General features: G+C 68.9%; 15 protein-coding genes. 5 read left to right on the top strand and 10 right to left on the bottom strand.

Features of this window, described 5'->3' with window-relative positions; translation table 11 throughout:
* Positions 1-12: 12 nt before the first annotated feature.
* From BLR03_RS13760 to BLR03_RS13750, 3 genes are all read left to right on the top strand, one after another.
* Positions 13-1,341, top strand: a complete 1,329-nt coding sequence (locus tag BLR03_RS13760; protein ID WP_237563368.1) for a nicotinate phosphoribosyltransferase — start codon at positions 13-15, stop codon at positions 1,339-1,341.
* Positions 1,342-2,010, top strand: a complete 669-nt coding sequence (locus BLR03_RS13755) for an isochorismatase family protein (protein ID WP_091253437.1) — start codon at positions 1,342-1,344, stop codon at positions 2,008-2,010.
* Positions 2,011-2,094: 84 nt separating this feature from the next.
* The gene (locus BLR03_RS13750; RefSeq protein WP_091253435.1) at positions 2,095-2,442 is read left to right on the top strand and encodes a hypothetical protein; all 348 of its coding nucleotides are present in this window, start codon (positions 2,095-2,097) and stop codon (positions 2,440-2,442) included.
* Positions 2,443-2,534: 92 nt separating this feature from the next.
* Here BLR03_RS13750 and BLR03_RS13745 read toward each other — a convergent pair whose 3' ends face one another.
* From BLR03_RS13745 to BLR03_RS25330, 8 genes are all read right to left on the bottom strand, one after another.
* Positions 2,535-4,325, bottom strand: a complete 1,791-nt coding sequence (locus BLR03_RS13745) for a DEAD/DEAH box helicase (RefSeq protein WP_091253432.1) — start codon at positions 4,323-4,325, stop codon at positions 2,535-2,537.
* Between the two features lie 231 nt (positions 4,326-4,556).
* On the bottom strand, positions 4,557-4,883 hold the full coding sequence (locus BLR03_RS13740) for a DUF3039 domain-containing protein (protein WP_026266820.1): 327 nt from the start codon (positions 4,881-4,883) through the stop codon (positions 4,557-4,559).
* 106 nt (positions 4,884-4,989) lie between these two features.
* Positions 4,990-5,772 carry a glucosamine-6-phosphate deaminase gene (gene nagB, locus BLR03_RS13735; protein WP_091253431.1) on the bottom strand — a complete coding sequence of 261 codons (783 nt, stop codon included), beginning with the start codon at positions 5,770-5,772 and terminating at the stop codon, positions 4,990-4,992.
* A gap of 61 nt (positions 5,773-5,833) precedes the next feature.
* Positions 5,834-7,405: a transporter gene (locus tag BLR03_RS13730; RefSeq protein WP_091253429.1), complete on the bottom strand. Its 1,572-nt coding sequence runs from the start codon at positions 7,403-7,405 to the stop codon at positions 5,834-5,836.
* A complete protein-coding gene (locus BLR03_RS13725) occupies positions 7,387-8,184 on the bottom strand; it encodes an ABC transporter ATP-binding protein (protein WP_091253426.1) in 798 nt (265 codons plus the stop codon). Before BLR03_RS13725 ends, BLR03_RS13730 begins: the two co-directional genes overlap by 19 nt.
* Positions 8,185-8,309: 125 nt before the next feature.
* Complete coding sequence (locus BLR03_RS13720) at positions 8,310-9,410, bottom strand: NADH:flavin oxidoreductase/NADH oxidase (RefSeq protein WP_091253424.1); 1,101 nt, start codon at positions 9,408-9,410, stop codon at positions 8,310-8,312.
* Complete coding sequence (locus tag BLR03_RS13715; RefSeq protein WP_091253422.1) at positions 9,410-10,414, bottom strand: tetratricopeptide repeat protein; 1,005 nt, start codon at positions 10,412-10,414, stop codon at positions 9,410-9,412. Before BLR03_RS13715 ends, BLR03_RS13720 begins: the two co-directional genes overlap by 1 nt.
* 56 nt (positions 10,415-10,470) lie before the next feature.
* Positions 10,471-11,544: a DUF8094 domain-containing protein gene (locus tag BLR03_RS25330; RefSeq protein WP_368086972.1), complete on the bottom strand. Its 1,074-nt coding sequence runs from the start codon at positions 11,542-11,544 to the stop codon at positions 10,471-10,473.
* On the opposite strand from BLR03_RS25330, the gene BLR03_RS25325 reads away from it, so the two are divergent.
* Positions 11,543-12,040, top strand: coding sequence for a pentapeptide repeat-containing protein (locus BLR03_RS25325; RefSeq protein WP_368086971.1), 498 nt, complete (start codon positions 11,543-11,545; stop codon positions 12,038-12,040). The genes BLR03_RS25330 and BLR03_RS25325 overlap by 2 nt on opposite strands.
* Positions 12,041-12,645: 605 nt before the next feature.
* Positions 12,646-13,947 (top strand): AI-2E family transporter, encoded by a 1,302-nt coding sequence (locus tag BLR03_RS13705; RefSeq protein ID WP_091253418.1) that lies wholly within the window; start codon positions 12,646-12,648, stop codon positions 13,945-13,947.
* Positions 13,948-14,054: 107 nt separating this feature from the next.
* Here the strand turns inward: BLR03_RS13705 and BLR03_RS13700 are convergent, their stop codons facing one another.
* Both BLR03_RS13700 and BLR03_RS13695 read right to left on the bottom strand, forming a co-directional pair.
* Positions 14,055-14,882 carry an alpha/beta hydrolase gene (locus BLR03_RS13700; RefSeq protein ID WP_091253416.1) on the bottom strand — a complete coding sequence of 276 codons (828 nt, stop codon included), beginning with the start codon at positions 14,880-14,882 and terminating at the stop codon, positions 14,055-14,057.
* A 45-nt stretch (positions 14,883-14,927) separates the two neighbouring features.
* Positions 14,928-15,290, bottom strand: a complete 363-nt coding sequence (locus BLR03_RS13695) for an ATP/GTP-binding protein (RefSeq protein WP_091253414.1) — start codon at positions 15,288-15,290, stop codon at positions 14,928-14,930.
* Positions 15,291-15,330 lie beyond the last annotated feature (40 nt).

Below are 15,330 nucleotides of genomic sequence, written 5' to 3'. Positions count from 1 at the left end.
TAGAGTGAATTTGTGAGTTCATCAGCTGGCTGGGACCGTCCCCGCACGTCCCTGTACACCGATCATTACGAGCTGACCATGCTGCAGGGTGCTCTGCAGTCCGGTGCGGCCCACCGGAAATCCGTCTTCGAGGCCTTCGCCCGGAGGCTGCCGGACGGCCGCCGCTACGGGATCGTCGCCGGCACCGGACGCCTGCTGGAGGGGATCGCGAACTTCCGCTTCGGCGAGCCGGAACTGGACTACCTGCGCCGGACGAAGGTGGTCAACGACCAGACGCTGGAGTACCTGGCCGGCTACAGCTTCTCCGGCGACATCTGGGGATACCCGGAGGGTGAGGCATACTTCCCGAACTCCCCCGTCCTGATCGTGGAATCCACGTTCGCCGAGGCCTGCATCCTGGAGACGTACCTGCTCTCCGTGCTCAACCACGACTGCGCCATCGCCTCCGCCGCGTCCCGGATGATCACGGCGGCCGGAAACCGTCCGTGCATCGAAATGGGGTCGCGCCGGACGCATGAGGAGGCGGCCGCCGCCGCTGCCCGCGCCGCGGTCATTGCCGGGTTCGACAGCACCTCCAACCTGGAGGCCGGATTGCGCTACGGGCTGAAGACCGTGGGCACGGCCGCCCATTCCTTCACGCTCCTGCATGACACGGAACGTGAGGCCTTCGAGGCCCAGATTGCCGCCTTCGGCCCGGAAACCTCGCTCCTGGTGGACACGTACGACGTCGAAACGGCGGTCCGCACGGCCGTCGACCTCGCCGGAGACAAACTCGGCGCGGTCCGGCTGGACTCCGGGGACCTCGTAGCCCAGGCCCAGTGGGTCCGCCAGCTCCTCGACGAGCTCGGCAATGACCACACCAAGATCGTGGTGACCTCCGACCTCGACGAATTCGCCATCGCGGCGCTGCAGTCCGCACCCGTGGACTCCTACGGCGTCGGTACTTCGCTGGTGACCGGGTCCGGGGCCCCGACGGCCAGCATGGTCTACAAGCTCGTCAGCCGCACCGACGACGCCGGGGACTTCATCTCCGTCGCGAAGGCCGCCAAGAACAAAGCCAGCAAGGGCGGCCGCAAGTACGCGCTGCGCAAGCTCAACGAGCGCGGGACCGCCACCCAGGAAATCGTCGGCGTCGGCCACCACCCGGAGGATGACGGCAATGACCGTCCGCTCCTGCAGCAGTTCGTCAAGAACGGCGAACTCCTGCCCGGGTGGACCGGCCCCGAGGGGGTCCAGCGCGCCCGGCGGCGCCACGCGGAGACCATGAGGGAGCTCCCCGCCGTCGTCAACCGGCTGCAACGCGGCGAGGCGGCAATCCCCACCATCTACGAGGAGGACTGAATGTCCCGCGCCCTGATCATTGTTGACGTCCAAAACGATTTCTGCGAAGGGGGTTCCCTCGCCGTCGCCGGCGGGGCAGCCCTCGCCGGCGAGATCAGCGAGTACGTCGACGCCCACCACAGCCAGTTCGACCACATCGTGGCCACCCAGGACTGGCACATCGATCCGGGGGCGCATTTCTCGGAGGACCCTGACTTTGTCGACAGCTGGCCGCGGCACTGCGTGGCGGGCACCCGGGGGGCCGAACTGCACCCCGACCTGGACCCCGAGTACATCCAGGCTTACTTCCGCAAGGGCCAGTTCGCCGCGGCGTACTCCGGTTTTGAAGGACTCCTGGCCCCCGAGGACGACGTCCCCACCGGGGACCGGAAGCCCGGCGCCATGCCCGTTGCCGAAACCGGCCCCGGCGCTGAAGACGCCGAAGACTCATTGAGTGCCTTCACCGCCGGCGATGATGCGATCGGACTGGACGACTGGCTGCAAAGCCACGACGTCGAGGATATCGTGGTGGTGGGCATCGCCACGGACTACTGCGTCAAGGCGACCGCCCTGGATGCCGTCCAGGCCGGCTACTCCGTCACGGTGCTGCGCGGTTTGACGGCCGGAATCGCCGAAGACCTCGACGACGCCGTGGCCGAGATGGAGTTCGGCGGCGTCGATGTCCTGTGAGCCCGCCGCCGCAGTAGACTCGAAATCCTTGCCAAATCGCCAGTCTTGCCATTTTGACCGTCCCGTAGAACCCCGGAGTACACCATGAAGAAGACCCTGACCGTCCTGATTGCCGCCGGAGCGCTGCTCGCCGCCGCCGGCTGCTCGGCTTCCCCGCAGCTGACCAACGAGGAAACCTGCGCCCGGGTCAAGACCGTGGTCTCCGCCCCTTCGGCCACGTCTGACAAAGCCGGCATGAACAGGGTCGCCAACCAGTTGCGGCCCATCAAGGCCGCGGCATCGGATGACCTCCGGGCTCCGCTGCAGACCATCATCGAATACTTCGACGAGTCCGCCAAACCCAACCCCGACGCCGCCAAGCTCGAAACCATGAAGGCCGATTACACCGCGGCCGGCCAGACCTACGGCAAGATCTGCGGCAACGGCCAGTAACCGGAGCGCAAGAGACTGTTACACACAGCGAAGGGACCAGGCCACCGGCCTGGTCCCTTCGCTGTTGCTGCCATGCTGAGCGGCGCCGGCGGCTATTTCCGCCCGATGAACCAGTCCTGCAGCTTCCGCAGTCGGGTCTGCAGCTGTTCCTCGTTGGCCTGGGCGACGGCGGGGCCGCCGCAGACGGTCCGGAGTTTGGTGTGGATGACGCCGTGCGGGGTCCCGGTCCGGGCAGACCACGCCGCCACGTTCTTGGCCAGCTCGGTGCGCAGGTCCATGAGCATCCGGTGGTCGGGCACGGCCGGCACGGCCGCCTCGGGCGCGGCACCGGCCTGCGGGGCGCGCCTGTTCTTGCGGTTCAGCTGCTCGTGCTGGCGCTGGCGCAGCAGCGTGCCGACCTGTTCGGCGTCGAGAAGTCCGGGGATTCCGAGGAAGTCGAGCTCATCCTCCGAGCCCACCTCGCCGCCGGTGCCGAACTCGCCGCCGTCGAAGAGCACGCGGTCAAAGGACGCCTGCGAGTCGAGGGCCTCGAACTTGCCCTTCATCAGGGTGTCGGAGGCCTTCTCCTCACGGTTGGCCTCGTCCATGAGCGAGTCCTCTGGATTGAACAGACCGTCGCCGTCGTCCTTCTCCGGGCGGTCCAGGGCGTGGTCACGCTCGGCCTCCATGGAGTTGGCCAGCGCCATCAGCTGCGGCACCGAGGGCAGGAACACCGATGCCGTTTCGCCGCGCTTGCGGGCACGCACGAAGCGGCCCACGGCCTGGGCGAAGAACAGCGGGGTGGAGGTCGAGGTCGCATAGACGCCGACGGACAGCCGCGGCACGTCGACGCCTTCGGACACCATCCGCACGGCCACCATCCAGCGCTTGTCGCCGGCGGAGAATTCCTCGATCTTGTTGGAGGCCTTGGCGTCGTCGGAGAGGATGACCGTGGGCGATTCGCCGGTGATCTTCTTCAGCTGGCCGGCATAGGCCCGGGCGTCCTCGTGGTCGGTGGCGATGACCAGGCCGCCGGCATCGGGGACGCTCCGCCGCACTTCGCTCAGACGCTTGTCCGCTCCGGCCAGGACGGCGGGGATCCATTCGCCGGCGGGGTTCAGCGCGGTGCGCCAGGCCTGCGAGATGATGTCCTTGGTGACGGCCGACTCGCCCAGGGAGGCGGCCATTTCATCGCCCGCGCTCGTGCGCCAGCGCATCTGGCCGGAGTAGGCCATGAACATGACCGGGCGGACCACGTGGTCCCGGAGCGCCTTGCCGTAGCCGTAGGTGTAGTCGGCCTTGGAGCGGCGGATCCCGTCCCGGTCCTCGGCGTACTCCACGAACGGGATGGGCGAGGTGTCGGAGCGGAACGGGGTACCGGTCAGGGACAGCCGGCGGGCCGCGGGGTCGAACGCCTCGCGGAGGCCGTCTCCCCAGGACAGGGCCTCGCCGCCGTGGTGGATTTCGTCCAGGATCACCAGCGTGCGGGCGGCCTCGGTCTTGGCCCGGTGCAGCATAGGCTTGCTGGCCACCTGAGCGTACGTGACGGCGACTCCGATGAACCCGCGGCCGTGCTGGCCGTCGGCGTTCTTGAAATTCGGGTCGATCGCGATACCCACCTTCGCGGCGGCGTCGGCCCACTGGCGCTTCAGGTGGTCGGTTGGCGCCACGATGGTCACGCGGTTCACGACGCCGGACTCGATGAGCATGGACGCCACCCGCAGGGCGAACGTGGTCTTGCCGGCGCCGGGGGTGGCGACGGCAAGGAAATCCTTGGGATGGGTGCTGAAGTAGCTGTCCAGCGCCTCCTGCTGCCAGGCGCGCAGCTTCGGGGCGGTGCCCCAGGCGGCCCGCTCGGGATAGGCGGGGGGAAGCACGGGTCCGCCGAAGAGTGTCTCTGTCACTGGGGCGCCCCCCATCCGCGCATGGCTGCAGCCGACGGAGAAACCCAATTAAGCACAAAAACACCAATCTTTTTCGGATGGACCGCGGGCAGTACAAAAGCGCGGCGGCGCAGCGGCGCGCCGCCGTAGAGGGACATTACACGGGCACTACAGGGCGCTTCCGGGGACTACAGAAGCGCCACAGGGTGACGCCTAACGGATCCAATGCGGTCCGTTAGCCCTCACGTGCCGCTACTTATCGCCGGAGCCCTTGCCGCCGTCGTTCCCGGGGCGCAGGCCCTCGTAAACTTCCTTGCATTCGGGGCACACCGGGAACTTCTGCGGGTCGCGGCCGGGCGTCCAGACCTTGCCGCAGAGCGCGATCACGGGCTCGCCGGTCAGCGCGGATTCCATGATCTTTTCCTTGCGCACGTAGTGCGAGAAGCGCTCCCGGTCACCGGGCTCCACTTCCTGGCGCAGTTCCTCGCGCTCGATCGTGGCCGTTGACGTCCCGGCTCCGGAGAGCTCGCGCATCGGGTCGTTTTCGAGAGGATCGGTCATGCTAGTCATGACACCCATCTTAGCCGTTGGAAGCGCGCGACCGGACCTGCGCGCCGCCCGCGGCGGGGCTGCGCGATGCTCCTGCGATGCTTCCGCGATGCTTCCGCGATGCCGGCGGCGGGACTCAGAGGCCCTGCCAGGCAGGTTTGTGGTCATAGCTGTGGCGGTAGTAATCGGCCAGCCGCAGCGAGGACGCCGCCGCCTCGTCCACGAGGACTGTGGCGTGCGGGTGCAGCTGCAGCACCGACGCTGCACAGATGGCGGAGACCGGGCCCTCCGCGAGATCCCGGACGGCCTGGGCCTTCTGCGCGCCGGTGGCGACGAGAATCACGTGGCGGGCGTCCAGGATGGTGCCCAGACCCTGCGTCAGGACGTGGCGGGGGACCTCGGCGAGGCTGCCGAAAAACCGTGAGTTGTCCCGGCGTGTCTGCTCGATCAGGGTTTTGATCCGGGTCCGGGACGCGAGGGACGAGCCCGGCTCGTTGAACCCGATATGGCCGTCGGTTCCGACGCCGAGGAGCTGCAGGTCCACTCCCCCGGCATCGCGGATGGCGTCTTCATACCTCTGGCAGGCCGCGGGGATGTCCGCCGCGGCGCCGTCGGGCACGTGCACGTTGGCGGGGCTGATGTTGACCCGTGCGGTGAATTCGCGGGCGATCACCTGGCGGTAGGACTCCGGATGGTCCGCCGGGAGTCCCACGTACTCGTCCAGGGCGAAGGCCCGGACCTCGCTGAAGTCCAGTCCGTCGCGCTCGTGCCGCAGCGCCAGCTCGCTGTAGATGGGCAACGGGGTGGAGCCCGTCGCCAAGCCCAGGACGGCGCCGGGTTTGCGGCGAAGCAAGGCTTCCACCGCATCGGCCGCCAGCGATGCGATCTGCTTGCTGCCCGGAAGGATGACAACTTCCATAATCCCTGCCTTTACCTGGCTTACCTGGCGTTCGGGTCTGCGCACTCCCAGCATGCACCCGTCAGCGGTTGACGGCCAGTTGTGCCAGCAGCTCCGGCGCCCGGCGGTCGAGCCAGATGCCGCCAACCCTGACCCCGGTGGCGAACAGCGCGAGCCCCAGCACCGGCCCAAGGACCAGGGCGATCCAGCCGGGCACGGTGCTGCCGGTGATGAACTGTGCGGCCACGAGCGCCGCTTCGGGTGCCACGAGGACCATGAGGACCGCCATGCCGCCGAGCTGCACGGCAAGGGTCTGGGCCACGTTGCCCGGCGGTTTCTTGAACGGGCTGTCTCCCGGCAGCGGGACGCTCACCGTGTAGCGCGCCGAGACCACGGAGGACAGGCCCAGCCCGCTGAACAGCACGCCGAGCGAGAGCCCCAGGACCGCGGGCAGCTTGGCCCAGTCGCCCGTGACGAAGAACGGCCCCACGCTGAACAGGAGCACGACGGGCAGCGCGAAGCTCAGGCACGCCAAGGCCCGGCCGAGCCGGTCGTCGGCGCCGCGCACTCCGGTGGCCACGTGCAGGGCGAACGCGGTGCTGTCGTAGGACACGTCCGTGGAGATCGACCAGGCCAGGAGGAAGGCGGTCAGCGGACCGACAAACTGGAACGGGCCGTAGAACCCGCTTTGGCTGCCCTGGAACAGGAACAGCACGGGCAGGAGCGGCACGACTACGAGGGCGCCGGCGTACCGGGGATCGCGCAGCCAGTAGTACAGGGACCTCGCGGCGACGGCCGCGGCCGGGGTCGCCGGGAGCACCCCGAACAGGCCCGGACCGCCGGAACGGCGCTTGGAGGTTCCCGCGTAGGGCGGGGTCACCAGGGCACGCTGCAGCAGGACCTTCCAGGCCAGGGCGAGCCCGGCCAGGGTGGCCACGGCGATGAGGAATTTCACGGCGGCTGCCCCGTAGTGGCCGGCGGCGAGCTCGCCGCCGAGCGAAAAGGCCGCGCCGGCGGGTGTCCAGGACAGTGTCCGGGCCAGGCTGGCCAGGAAATCGCCCGAACCGGCGATTCCCTTCGCGATGCCTGCCACGATGGGGCCCATGAGGACCAGCGGGATGAGGAAGGCGACGGCACTGATGTCCTTGAAGCGCCGGGAGCTCGCCAGCCCTGCCGTCGCGGTGGTCACGACCTTGGACAGCACGACGCAGCTCAGCACGCCCAGCACCGCGCCGATGAGTGCGCCGGCCGCGGCGGGCACGCTGCGGGACCAGGTGCCCACGGTGGCGAGCGCGACGAGGGAGGTGGCAAGGCCCGGTATGCCGATCAGGCCGCCCAACGCCAGCCCCGCCAGCAGTTGCGGCTTGGGCACGGCGAAGGTGGTGAAGCGGGCCGGATCCAGGGTCATGTCGGCGGCAGAGACCGCGACCGGGATGATGGCCCAGCCCAGGAGTGCTGCCGCGCCGCCCAGGACCACGACCGTCTGGGCGAGCTCAATCTCCTGGCCGCGCAGGAGCAGCAGCCCGGCCACCAGGAGCCCGACGATTCCCAGGGCGTACAGGGTGCCGATGCCGAGGCCCACCAGCTGCCAGGGGCTGCGCCTCACGCTGTTGCGCAGGAGGGTCAGCTTGAGCCTTAGAAGGTGCGCAACCATTCCAGTCCCTCCGTGTGGTTGCGGCCGCCCACGAGCTGCACGAAGCGGTCCTCGAGACTCGCCCCGGCACGGACTTCCTCCACCGTGCCGGCTGCGAGGACCCGGCCGCTGGCGACGACGGCGACGTGGTCGCACATGCGCTGGACCAGGTCCATGACGTGGCTGGAAACGATGACCGTTCCGCCGGAGGCGACGTAGCGGTCCAGGATGTCGCGGATGTTGGCCGCGGAGATGGGGTCCACCGATTCGAAGGGTTCGTCGAGGACCAGGAGCCGCGGCGCGTGGATCAGTGCCGAGGCCAGGGCGATCTTCTTGGTCATGCCGGCGGAGTAGTCCACCACCAGCGTGCCGGCGTCGTTGCCGAGGTCCAGGGCTGCAAGCAGCTCCGCCACGCGCGCGGCCACCGTCTCCCGGTCCATGCCGCGCAGCAGGCCGGCGTACGTGACGAGCTGTTCGCCGCTGAGGCGGTCGAACAGCCGGACGCCGTCGGGCAGGATCCCCATCAGCTTCTTGGCCTCCAGCGGATGCTGCCAGACGTCCACGCCATGGACCAGCGCGGTCCCGAAATCGGGGCGCAGCAGTCCCGTCGCCATGGACAAGGTGGTGGTCTTGCCGGCGCCGTTGGGGCCGACGACCCCGTAGAAGGATCCGGCTGGAACGTCCAGGGTGATGCCGTCGACCGCGATTTTGTCGCCGAAGCGCTTGGCGAGGCCGAGCAGGGACAGGGCAGGGACCGTCGGCGCGGACGGGCCGTGCGGCACCGGGGGCTGGTAAGTCATGACGCTAGACTAACCGCCCCCGGTCGCGAAAAGGATCGTCCGCAAGGCGTAGCTTCCCCCGCGCCCGCACCCGCACCCGCACCCGCACCCGCACAGCAACTACCCGCACCCCCAACCGTGGAGTTCTAGAACGAATGCCGGGGTATGGCGCGCTCGTACTGCGGCGGCCAGGCAAGGTCGTGGCCGAGCTCGAACGCTGCCCGCAGCCACCAGTGCGGATCCCGCAGGGCGGCCCGGGCGATGAACACGCCGTCGGCCTGGCCGGTCGCAACCGCGTGCTCGGCCTGCCCGGCCGAGGTCAGCAGTCCCACCGTGCCGGTCTTGACCCCGGTTTCGCGCCGGATCCGGGCCGAGAACCCGGTCTGGTAGCCGGGACCGATCGGAATTTGCTGGTGCGCCACGGCGCCGCCGGAAGAAACGTCCACCAGGTCCACTCCGTGCTCCGCGGCGGCGCCGGCCAGCCGGACAGAGGCCTCGGCCTCGATCCCGCCCGGCGCCCAGTCGGAGGCAGAGATCCGCAGCAGCAGCGGCATGGAGTCGGGGATGACGCCGCGGACGGCGTCCACCACGGCAAGCGTCAGCCGGTTCCGGCCGGCCTCGTCCCCGCCCCAGCGGTCCGTGCGGTCGTTGACGAGCGGGCTCTGGAACTGGTGCAGCAGGTAGCCGTGGGCGCCATGGATCTCGATCGTGTCAAAACCGGCAGCGACGGCCCGCACGGCAGCTGCGGCGAAATCGGCGATCACGCCGTCGATCTCCGCGTCAGTCATGGCCGACGGCGGCGCGTAGCCGTCGAAGGCACCGTTGCCGGGACCCACGGTGTCCCAGCCGCCCTCGGCCGCCGGTACGCTGCCCGATTTTCCGGAGAACGGCCAGTAGGACGACGCCTTGCGGCCGGCGTGCGCCAGCTGGGTGCCGATCCTGGTCTCCGCAGTGCCGTGCCGGTGCACGAAGGCAGTGATGCGTTCCCAGGCCGCGGCCTGGCGGTCGTTGTAGATGCCGGCGTCGCGGGGGCTGATCCGGCCCTCCGCGTTCACGGCATTGGCCTCGGTGAGGATGAGGGCCGCTCCCCCGGTGGCGAACGAGCCCAGGTGCATGAGGTGCCAGTCGGTGGGCACCCCCTCGCCGGTTTCGGGCTCGCAGCTGTACTGGCACATCGGCGAAACCCAGCCGCGGTGCTGCAGCCGCAGGGACCTCAGCTCCAGCGGCGTGAAGAGTGCGGATCCCACTAGAACAGCACCCGGGCCAGTCCCTGACGAGCCTTGGCGACGCGCTCGTCGCCGGTGCCCACGACGTCGAAGAGTTCGAGCAGCCGGACCCGGGCGGTCTCCCGTTCCGGGCCGAAGTTCCGGCCGATGAACGCCACGATCCGGCCGAGGCCGTCCTCGATGTGGCCGCCGGCGATGTCCAGGTCTGCGACGCCAAGCTGGGCGTCGAGGTTGTCCGGCTCATCGGCGGCGAGCCGGCGGAGGGCGTCGGCGTCGGGCCCGGAAAAGGACTGGAGGCGTGCCATGAGTTCCACCTGCGCCAGCCCGGCCTTGGCCTCGGCGTCAGAGGGCATCTCGTTCAGGGCCTGACGGTAGGCGGCAGCGGCCGCGTCGTAGTGGCCGGCCTCGATCGCGTCGAATGCGGCCTGGTGCAGCGGCGACAGCGGCGGAGCCTCCGGTTCCCCGCTGCCGGGACCGCCGGCGCCGATCCGTCCGGTCACGCCGTTGGCCGCGGCAACCTTGAGGAGTTCATCGAACAGGCTGCGCACCTGCTCCTCGTCGGCACCGCCCTGGAAGAGCGGGACGGGCTGGCCCTTGACGACAGCGACGGCGGTCGGCACGGCCTGAACCTGGAAGGCCTGGGCCAGTTGCGGAAAGGCATCGATGTCCGCGGCGCCGAGCACCAGCCGGCCGTCGTAGCTTTCGACGATGTCCTCCAGGACGCCCACCAGTTGCCCGGAGTCCGGCGAATAGGAGGCCCACAGGGCGATCACCACGGGCACCTGCGCCGAGAGCTCCACCAGCTCCTGGAAGTTGCCTTCGGTGACGTCTACCCGCAGCGGACGGCTGGCGTGTTCGGCGCCGCCGGCTGCAGGAGTGGGCGGAGCGTCGGTGGAGCCTGTCCGGCCCGCACCTGCAGCCGGCGGCGCCGGGCGCTGTTTCAAGGCGGAGAGATCGACGGCGCCGCGCAGGTTCAGCGGGTTGGCGGCAACTGGCGGGACCGGTCGGGAAGCTGGCGTTGTCATAGCTCCACTCTAGCCATTGAAGCCCTGCCCGGCGCCACCCGCGCCGCCGGTAAGGGCTACTTGAAAGCCGCTCCGACCAGGCCGCGGGTGGCGGCCACGAGCTTCATCGGATCCTTGGACCCTGCCGGCGGAACATAGACCGCCACCGACTCGGCGAAGTTGAGCACCATGCCGGTGCTGGTCTCCTTACCGCCGGCCAGGGCAGCCGCGTCGTCGCCGATCGTGAGCTTGTCGCCCTCAGCCTTCGGAGTGCCGTCGAAGGAGAAGTTCAGGCGGCCCAGGACCAGCGCCCCGCCGTCGGCCGTACGGAACACGACAGTGTTCTCCGGGGCTACCTTGTGCGTGAAGGCAAAGGTGCCGTTGACCCCGGACGTGACGACGTCGGCCTGGTAGGCGAGGGTGTCGGCGATGTACGGGGAGGACTGGCCTTCGACGAGCTTGTCCTTGAAGGCGGAGTCGGCCTTGGTCAGGCGGTCACCCAGCCCGGCGAGCGCTTCCTCGCCGCTGTACAGCAGGCCCGACTTGTCCGAGGGCGCCAGCGTCTCCGTGCCGCCCCGCCCGATCGCCGGGAACGTGGCTCCGGGCTGCAGCGGCGTGCTGCTGACGAGCTTGTAGTTGTCCCGCGGGGAGGCCTGCGTCAGCGTCAGCACCTGCGGGACAACGTTGCCCTCGCCCTGCGTCACGGCCATGACGGACCGGGGCCAGCTGCGCTTGTTGGTGACCACGGTGGTCAGGAGCTTCGTGGAGCGGACCGGCATGCGGGCCTCGTAGGAACCCACCTGGGACCGGATCTTGTAATTCTGCGTGCGCACCTCGAGCTCGGACTGTGCCACGCGCGGCTGCAGTTTGGCGGCGTCCTTGGCGGCGTCGCCGGCATCGACGGCACCGGCAACCTGTTCCAGGACGCGGCGGAACTGGGCGTCCAGGAGCACCGGGGCATCGGCGGCCTGGTCCGGGCCCGAGGTGCCCGGAGTCGCGCTGGCCGAGGCAGGGGCACTAGAGGCAGGGGCACTGGCAGCCGGAGCACTGGATGCCGGGGCGCTGGCGCTCGGCGAGGGGGCCGGCGTCTGGCTGGCATGGGCCGCCACGGAGGTTCCGGTGACGGCGGCGGCCGTCAAGAAGGCAACCATGACGCCGGCACGGCGTGCGGTGCGGGCACCCCGCTTCTGCTCGGGCACAGTTTGTTCACGCACGGTTTGTTCACGCACGGTTCTTTCGGGCGCAGTCTTCCCTGGAGCGGTTTTTTCGGGCGCGGTCTTTTCAGGCATGGCCGGCTGCGGCGCGGTGTCGGGGGCAGTCTCTCCAGGCGTGGCCGGCTGCGTGCCGGCCGTTGAACCCCGGCTTCCGCGGCGTGCCGCGGCCTTGGCCTGCGCGCGGCGGACGAACGGGCTGCCTTCGCCCCCGCCGGTCGGGGTGCCGGAGCTCCGGTTGCCGGCCTTGGGCTTGAGGACCAGCTGTGCCACGCCGGCGATGATGAGCAGGCCGCCGAGCACCATGAACGGAATGGCCCAGGGCGTGGAGGTGTCGTTCGGGAAGGTCATCGTGATGGTGCTCGGCGCGGGCTTGGTGCCGTCCGTTGCGAGGAGGAGGGACCAGTCGCCGTCTGCCGGCGCGTTCCAGGAATAGTTCATTTCACCGCTGGCGTTTTCGGTGGTGACCCAAAGATCCGATCCGGCGGGCGACGGCGCGGTTGCTTCGCCGTCGGTATGCGTCAGCTGCAGCGCCTTGCCGTCGCCGGACACGCCGGCGACCGTGTTGTGCGCGGTCTTGCCCACCCAGGCGTTGACGTCGTCCGGGCGTCCTGCTGCCAGCATGAAGCTGCCCTCGCCCTTGACGTTGATCTTCACGGTCCCGGGGTGCAGCGTCCTCAGCTTCTCGTCGAAGACGGTCAGCGGCGCCGCAGTACCGGCCGGAGCGGTGGCCGTGATGGTCTCCGGAGGAGCCCAAAAGGTCTTCTGGCCAATTCCAGCCAGCAGTGTCAGGAGGCCGAGCAGCACCAGGGCGACTGCAGTCTTGAAACGCAAAATACACCAATCATCAGCGGACACGTAGCTTCAATAGTAACCGTTTTGTTACCCGCGAGTCAGATCGGCGGCCCGGCCCGCCCCCGTCCGGGACCCCCGCGCCGGCGCCCCGCCTTTGAGCTGACAAGCCTGCTGATAGTGTTTGCGGTGATCATCACACCAGCGCAGCCGCCATGGCGCCGCAGAGAATTAAGGGCATTCACCGCAGTGACTGAAGATACGGATTCGTCCTCCGCAGGACCGGAAGAAGCCCAGGAATCCGGCAACCAGAAACCTGCCCCGCAGCCGATTGCCTCCCGCCCCCGGGTTGCCGCCGCCGGAGTGCTTTTGTCCTTGGCCCGGCGGTTGCGTCAGCCCCTGCCGGGAGCCCAGCCGCGGCTCCGCTTCGAAATGCCTCCTGAGCACGAGGCCGAGGACGAAGGGGTAGGCGAGGCCGGTGACGCCGGACGCTTCGGCAGTCCCGGCCCCCGGATGTCCGCCCAGCATCCCCTATATATGGGCTTCATGGGCACGGTGGGCGTGGGCGTCGCACTCCTGGTCTACTGGATCGGCTCGAATACCACGCAGCTGCTCCTGTGGATCGTCACGGCGCTGTTCATCACCCTCGGACTGGACCCGGTGGTGCGCTGGCTCGAAGGCAAGAACGTCCCCCGGGCCGCCGGCATCCTCATGGCCGTTGCCACCCTGGCCCTGGCGGTCGCGGCGTTTTTTGCCACCCTGATCCCCACCATCGTGCAGCAGGTGACGCAAATTGTGCAGCAGGCGCCGAAGTGGGTCCAGGAGTTCGTTGACTCAGACTTCTTCCGGAGCATTGACCAGCAATTCGGCATACGGGACCGCATCACGCAGGAGCTCGAGAAGTTCGTCAACAACCCGGATGCCATGGGCGGCATCTTCGGCGGCGTTGTGGGCTTCGGCTCCACGGTGGCCAACGGGCTGTTCGGCGCGCTGATCGTGCTGGTCCTGAGCCTGTACTTCCTCGCGGCTTTGCCCGCCATGAAGAAATGGGGTTACCGGCTCGCGCCGCGCTCGCGCCGCCACCGGGTTCAAGCCCTGTCGGAGGAAATTACCGGTTCGGTGGGCAACTACGTGATCGGCCAGGCCGTCGTGGCGGTACTGAACGCCACCTTCGCCTTCATCGTGATGTCGATCATCGGCGTGCCGTTCGGAACGCTGCTGGCGTTCGTCGTGGCCCTGCTGGCGTTCATCCCGCTCGTGGGCGGCATGATTGCCGGCTGCCTGGTGACACTGGTTGCGCTGACGGCCGGCTGGCAGACGGCGCTCGTGTTCGCCATCTGCTATTTCGCCTACCTCCAGTTCGAGGCCTACTTCATCTCGCCGCGGATCATGCAGAAAGCCGTGGCGGTGCCCGGTGCCGTCGCCGTCATCTCGGTCATCGCCGGCGGCAGCCTGCTCGGCGTGCTCGGTGCCTTGATCGCCATCCCCACTGCGGCGGCGGTCCTACTGCTGCTCAAGGAGATCTTCATCGCCCGCCAGGACAACCGCTAAGTCGTTTTCGCACCGGCAAAGGACAGTCGCACCGTGGATCCACGGTGCGACTGTCCTTTTTCGGTGCGGTTTCGACTATTTTGACTATGAGGCGCGGCGTTGCCGGCTCAGGCGTGAGCCGTGGCCACCGGCCCGTCCCATTCCTGGGGCAGCACGGTTCCAGCGCTTCCGGTTCCGGCACTGCCGGTCGCGGCGCGTCCAGGCAGGACCTCGTCCACGATTTCGTTAAGCACGCGCCCGGCGTACTTCTCCCCCACCCACAGGTGCTTGGCGCCGTCGACGCCTACCACCACGGCCTGCGGGACGACGGCGAACCTCTCCGCCGCCGCCGCGGGCTGCAGGTAGTCGTCGTGTTCGGGGACCAGGACCTTGAGCGGTTTGCCGGCCTCGGCCCACTCCTTCAGGTGCACGTCCGTCGCCCGGTGCAGCGGGGGTGAGAGCAGGACAGCCCCCTCGATCTCCGAGGCCACCGGCTCCGTGGCGCCATACATGAGGGCGAGCTCGGTACCGAAGGACCAGCCAACGAGCCATCGGTTCGGCAGGCCGCGGTCCACTGCGAACTGCACGGCAGCCTCGACGTCGAGACGCTCGCCGATGCCTTCCTCGAAGGCGCCCCCGCTGGTCCCCCGCGGCGAGGACGTGCCCCTGGTGTTGAAGCGCAGCACGGCGATCCCGGCCAGGGCGGGCAGCCGGTAGGACGCCTTGCGGTAGACGTGCGAGTCCATGAAGCCGCCGTGCGTCGGCAGCGGGTGCAGCGTAATGAGCGTTGCCTTGATCTCGCCCGATTCCGGGACCGCCAGCTCGCCCACCAGCCGGTGTCCGTCCGAGGTCCGGAGTTCGACGTTCTCGCGGCGGGCCGGCAGGACGGTGGAAGCGCGGATGGGGGTGGGCGCGGACGGCTGGGTGAAGACGTACGACGCCGGATCAAAAGTCATGCTGACAAGCTTAGCGATAACGGTTAGCGATACCTGTCCTACCCGTTAGCGATACCGGTACGTCCGTGACCGCCAGCAGTTGCTGTGCCAGTGCCGGCGCTCCGCTAGGCCAGCGGCGGCGCCAAAGAGGTGATCATCGGACCAGACCACCAGGTGGGCGATCCCGGGCAGCACGGCCGTGGAGCAGCCGGGGCAGATGTAGGTCTTCTCGGCACGGCTTGCGGTGATGGAGCGGACCATCCATTCGCCGTCCGGCGCGCTCTCCCGGCGGGCAAAACCCGAGCGTGCCCGCTCCAGATCAAGTTCCGGCGCCGGACCGTTCCTGGCTCCGTGTTTGGCGCCGGAGCCCGATTTTCCTGACACGGTCTTTCCTGACACTGTGCGACGGGGTCGGTTGGAACGCGGCATGGTTCCATTCTGCCCCAGCCCGGCTGCCTCCCTGCTCCCC

Source organism: Arthrobacter sp. ok909, assembly GCF_900104405.1.
Taxonomy (GTDB): domain Bacteria; phylum Actinomycetota; class Actinomycetes; order Actinomycetales; family Micrococcaceae; genus Arthrobacter; species Arthrobacter humicola.
The sequence above is the reverse complement of the archived record's forward strand: the minus strand, read 5'-3'. Positions and strand labels throughout refer to the sequence as shown.

Bases quoted from the DNA above. Each gene is read 5' to 3' on its own strand.
- nagB (WP_091253431.1), bottom strand. From the start codon at position 5,772: ATGGAAGTTGTCATCCTTCCGGGCAGCAAGCAGATCGCATCGCTGGCG.
- BLR03_RS13750 (WP_091253435.1), top strand. From the start codon at position 2,095: ATGAAGAAGACCCTGACCGTCCTGATTGCCGCCGGAGCGCTGCTCGCC.
- BLR03_RS13755 (WP_091253437.1), top strand. From the start codon at position 1,342: ATGTCCCGCGCCCTGATCATTGTTGACGTCCAAAACGATTTCTGCGAA.
- BLR03_RS13730 (WP_091253429.1), bottom strand. From the start codon at position 7,405: ATGGTTGCGCACCTTCTAAGGCTCAAGCTGACCCTCCTGCGCAACAGC.
- BLR03_RS13695 (WP_091253414.1), bottom strand. From the start codon at position 15,290: ATGCCGCGTTCCAACCGACCCCGTCGCACAGTGTCAGGAAAGACCGTG.
- BLR03_RS13725 (WP_091253426.1), bottom strand. From the start codon at position 8,184: ATGACTTACCAGCCCCCGGTGCCGCACGGCCCGTCCGCGCCGACGGTC.
- BLR03_RS13700 (WP_091253416.1), bottom strand. From the start codon at position 14,882: ATGACTTTTGATCCGGCGTCGTACGTCTTCACCCAGCCGTCCGCGCCC.
- BLR03_RS25325 (WP_368086971.1), top strand. From the start codon at position 11,543: ATGACGCCGGCACGGCGTGCGGTGCGGGCACCCCGCTTCTGCTCGGGC.
- BLR03_RS13740 (WP_026266820.1), bottom strand. From the start codon at position 4,883: ATGGGTGTCATGACTAGCATGACCGATCCTCTCGAAAACGACCCGATG.
- BLR03_RS13715 (WP_091253422.1), bottom strand. From the start codon at position 10,414: ATGACAACGCCAGCTTCCCGACCGGTCCCGCCAGTTGCCGCCAACCCG.
- BLR03_RS25330 (WP_368086972.1), bottom strand. From the start codon at position 11,544: ATGGTTGCCTTCTTGACGGCCGCCGCCGTCACCGGAACCTCCGTGGCG.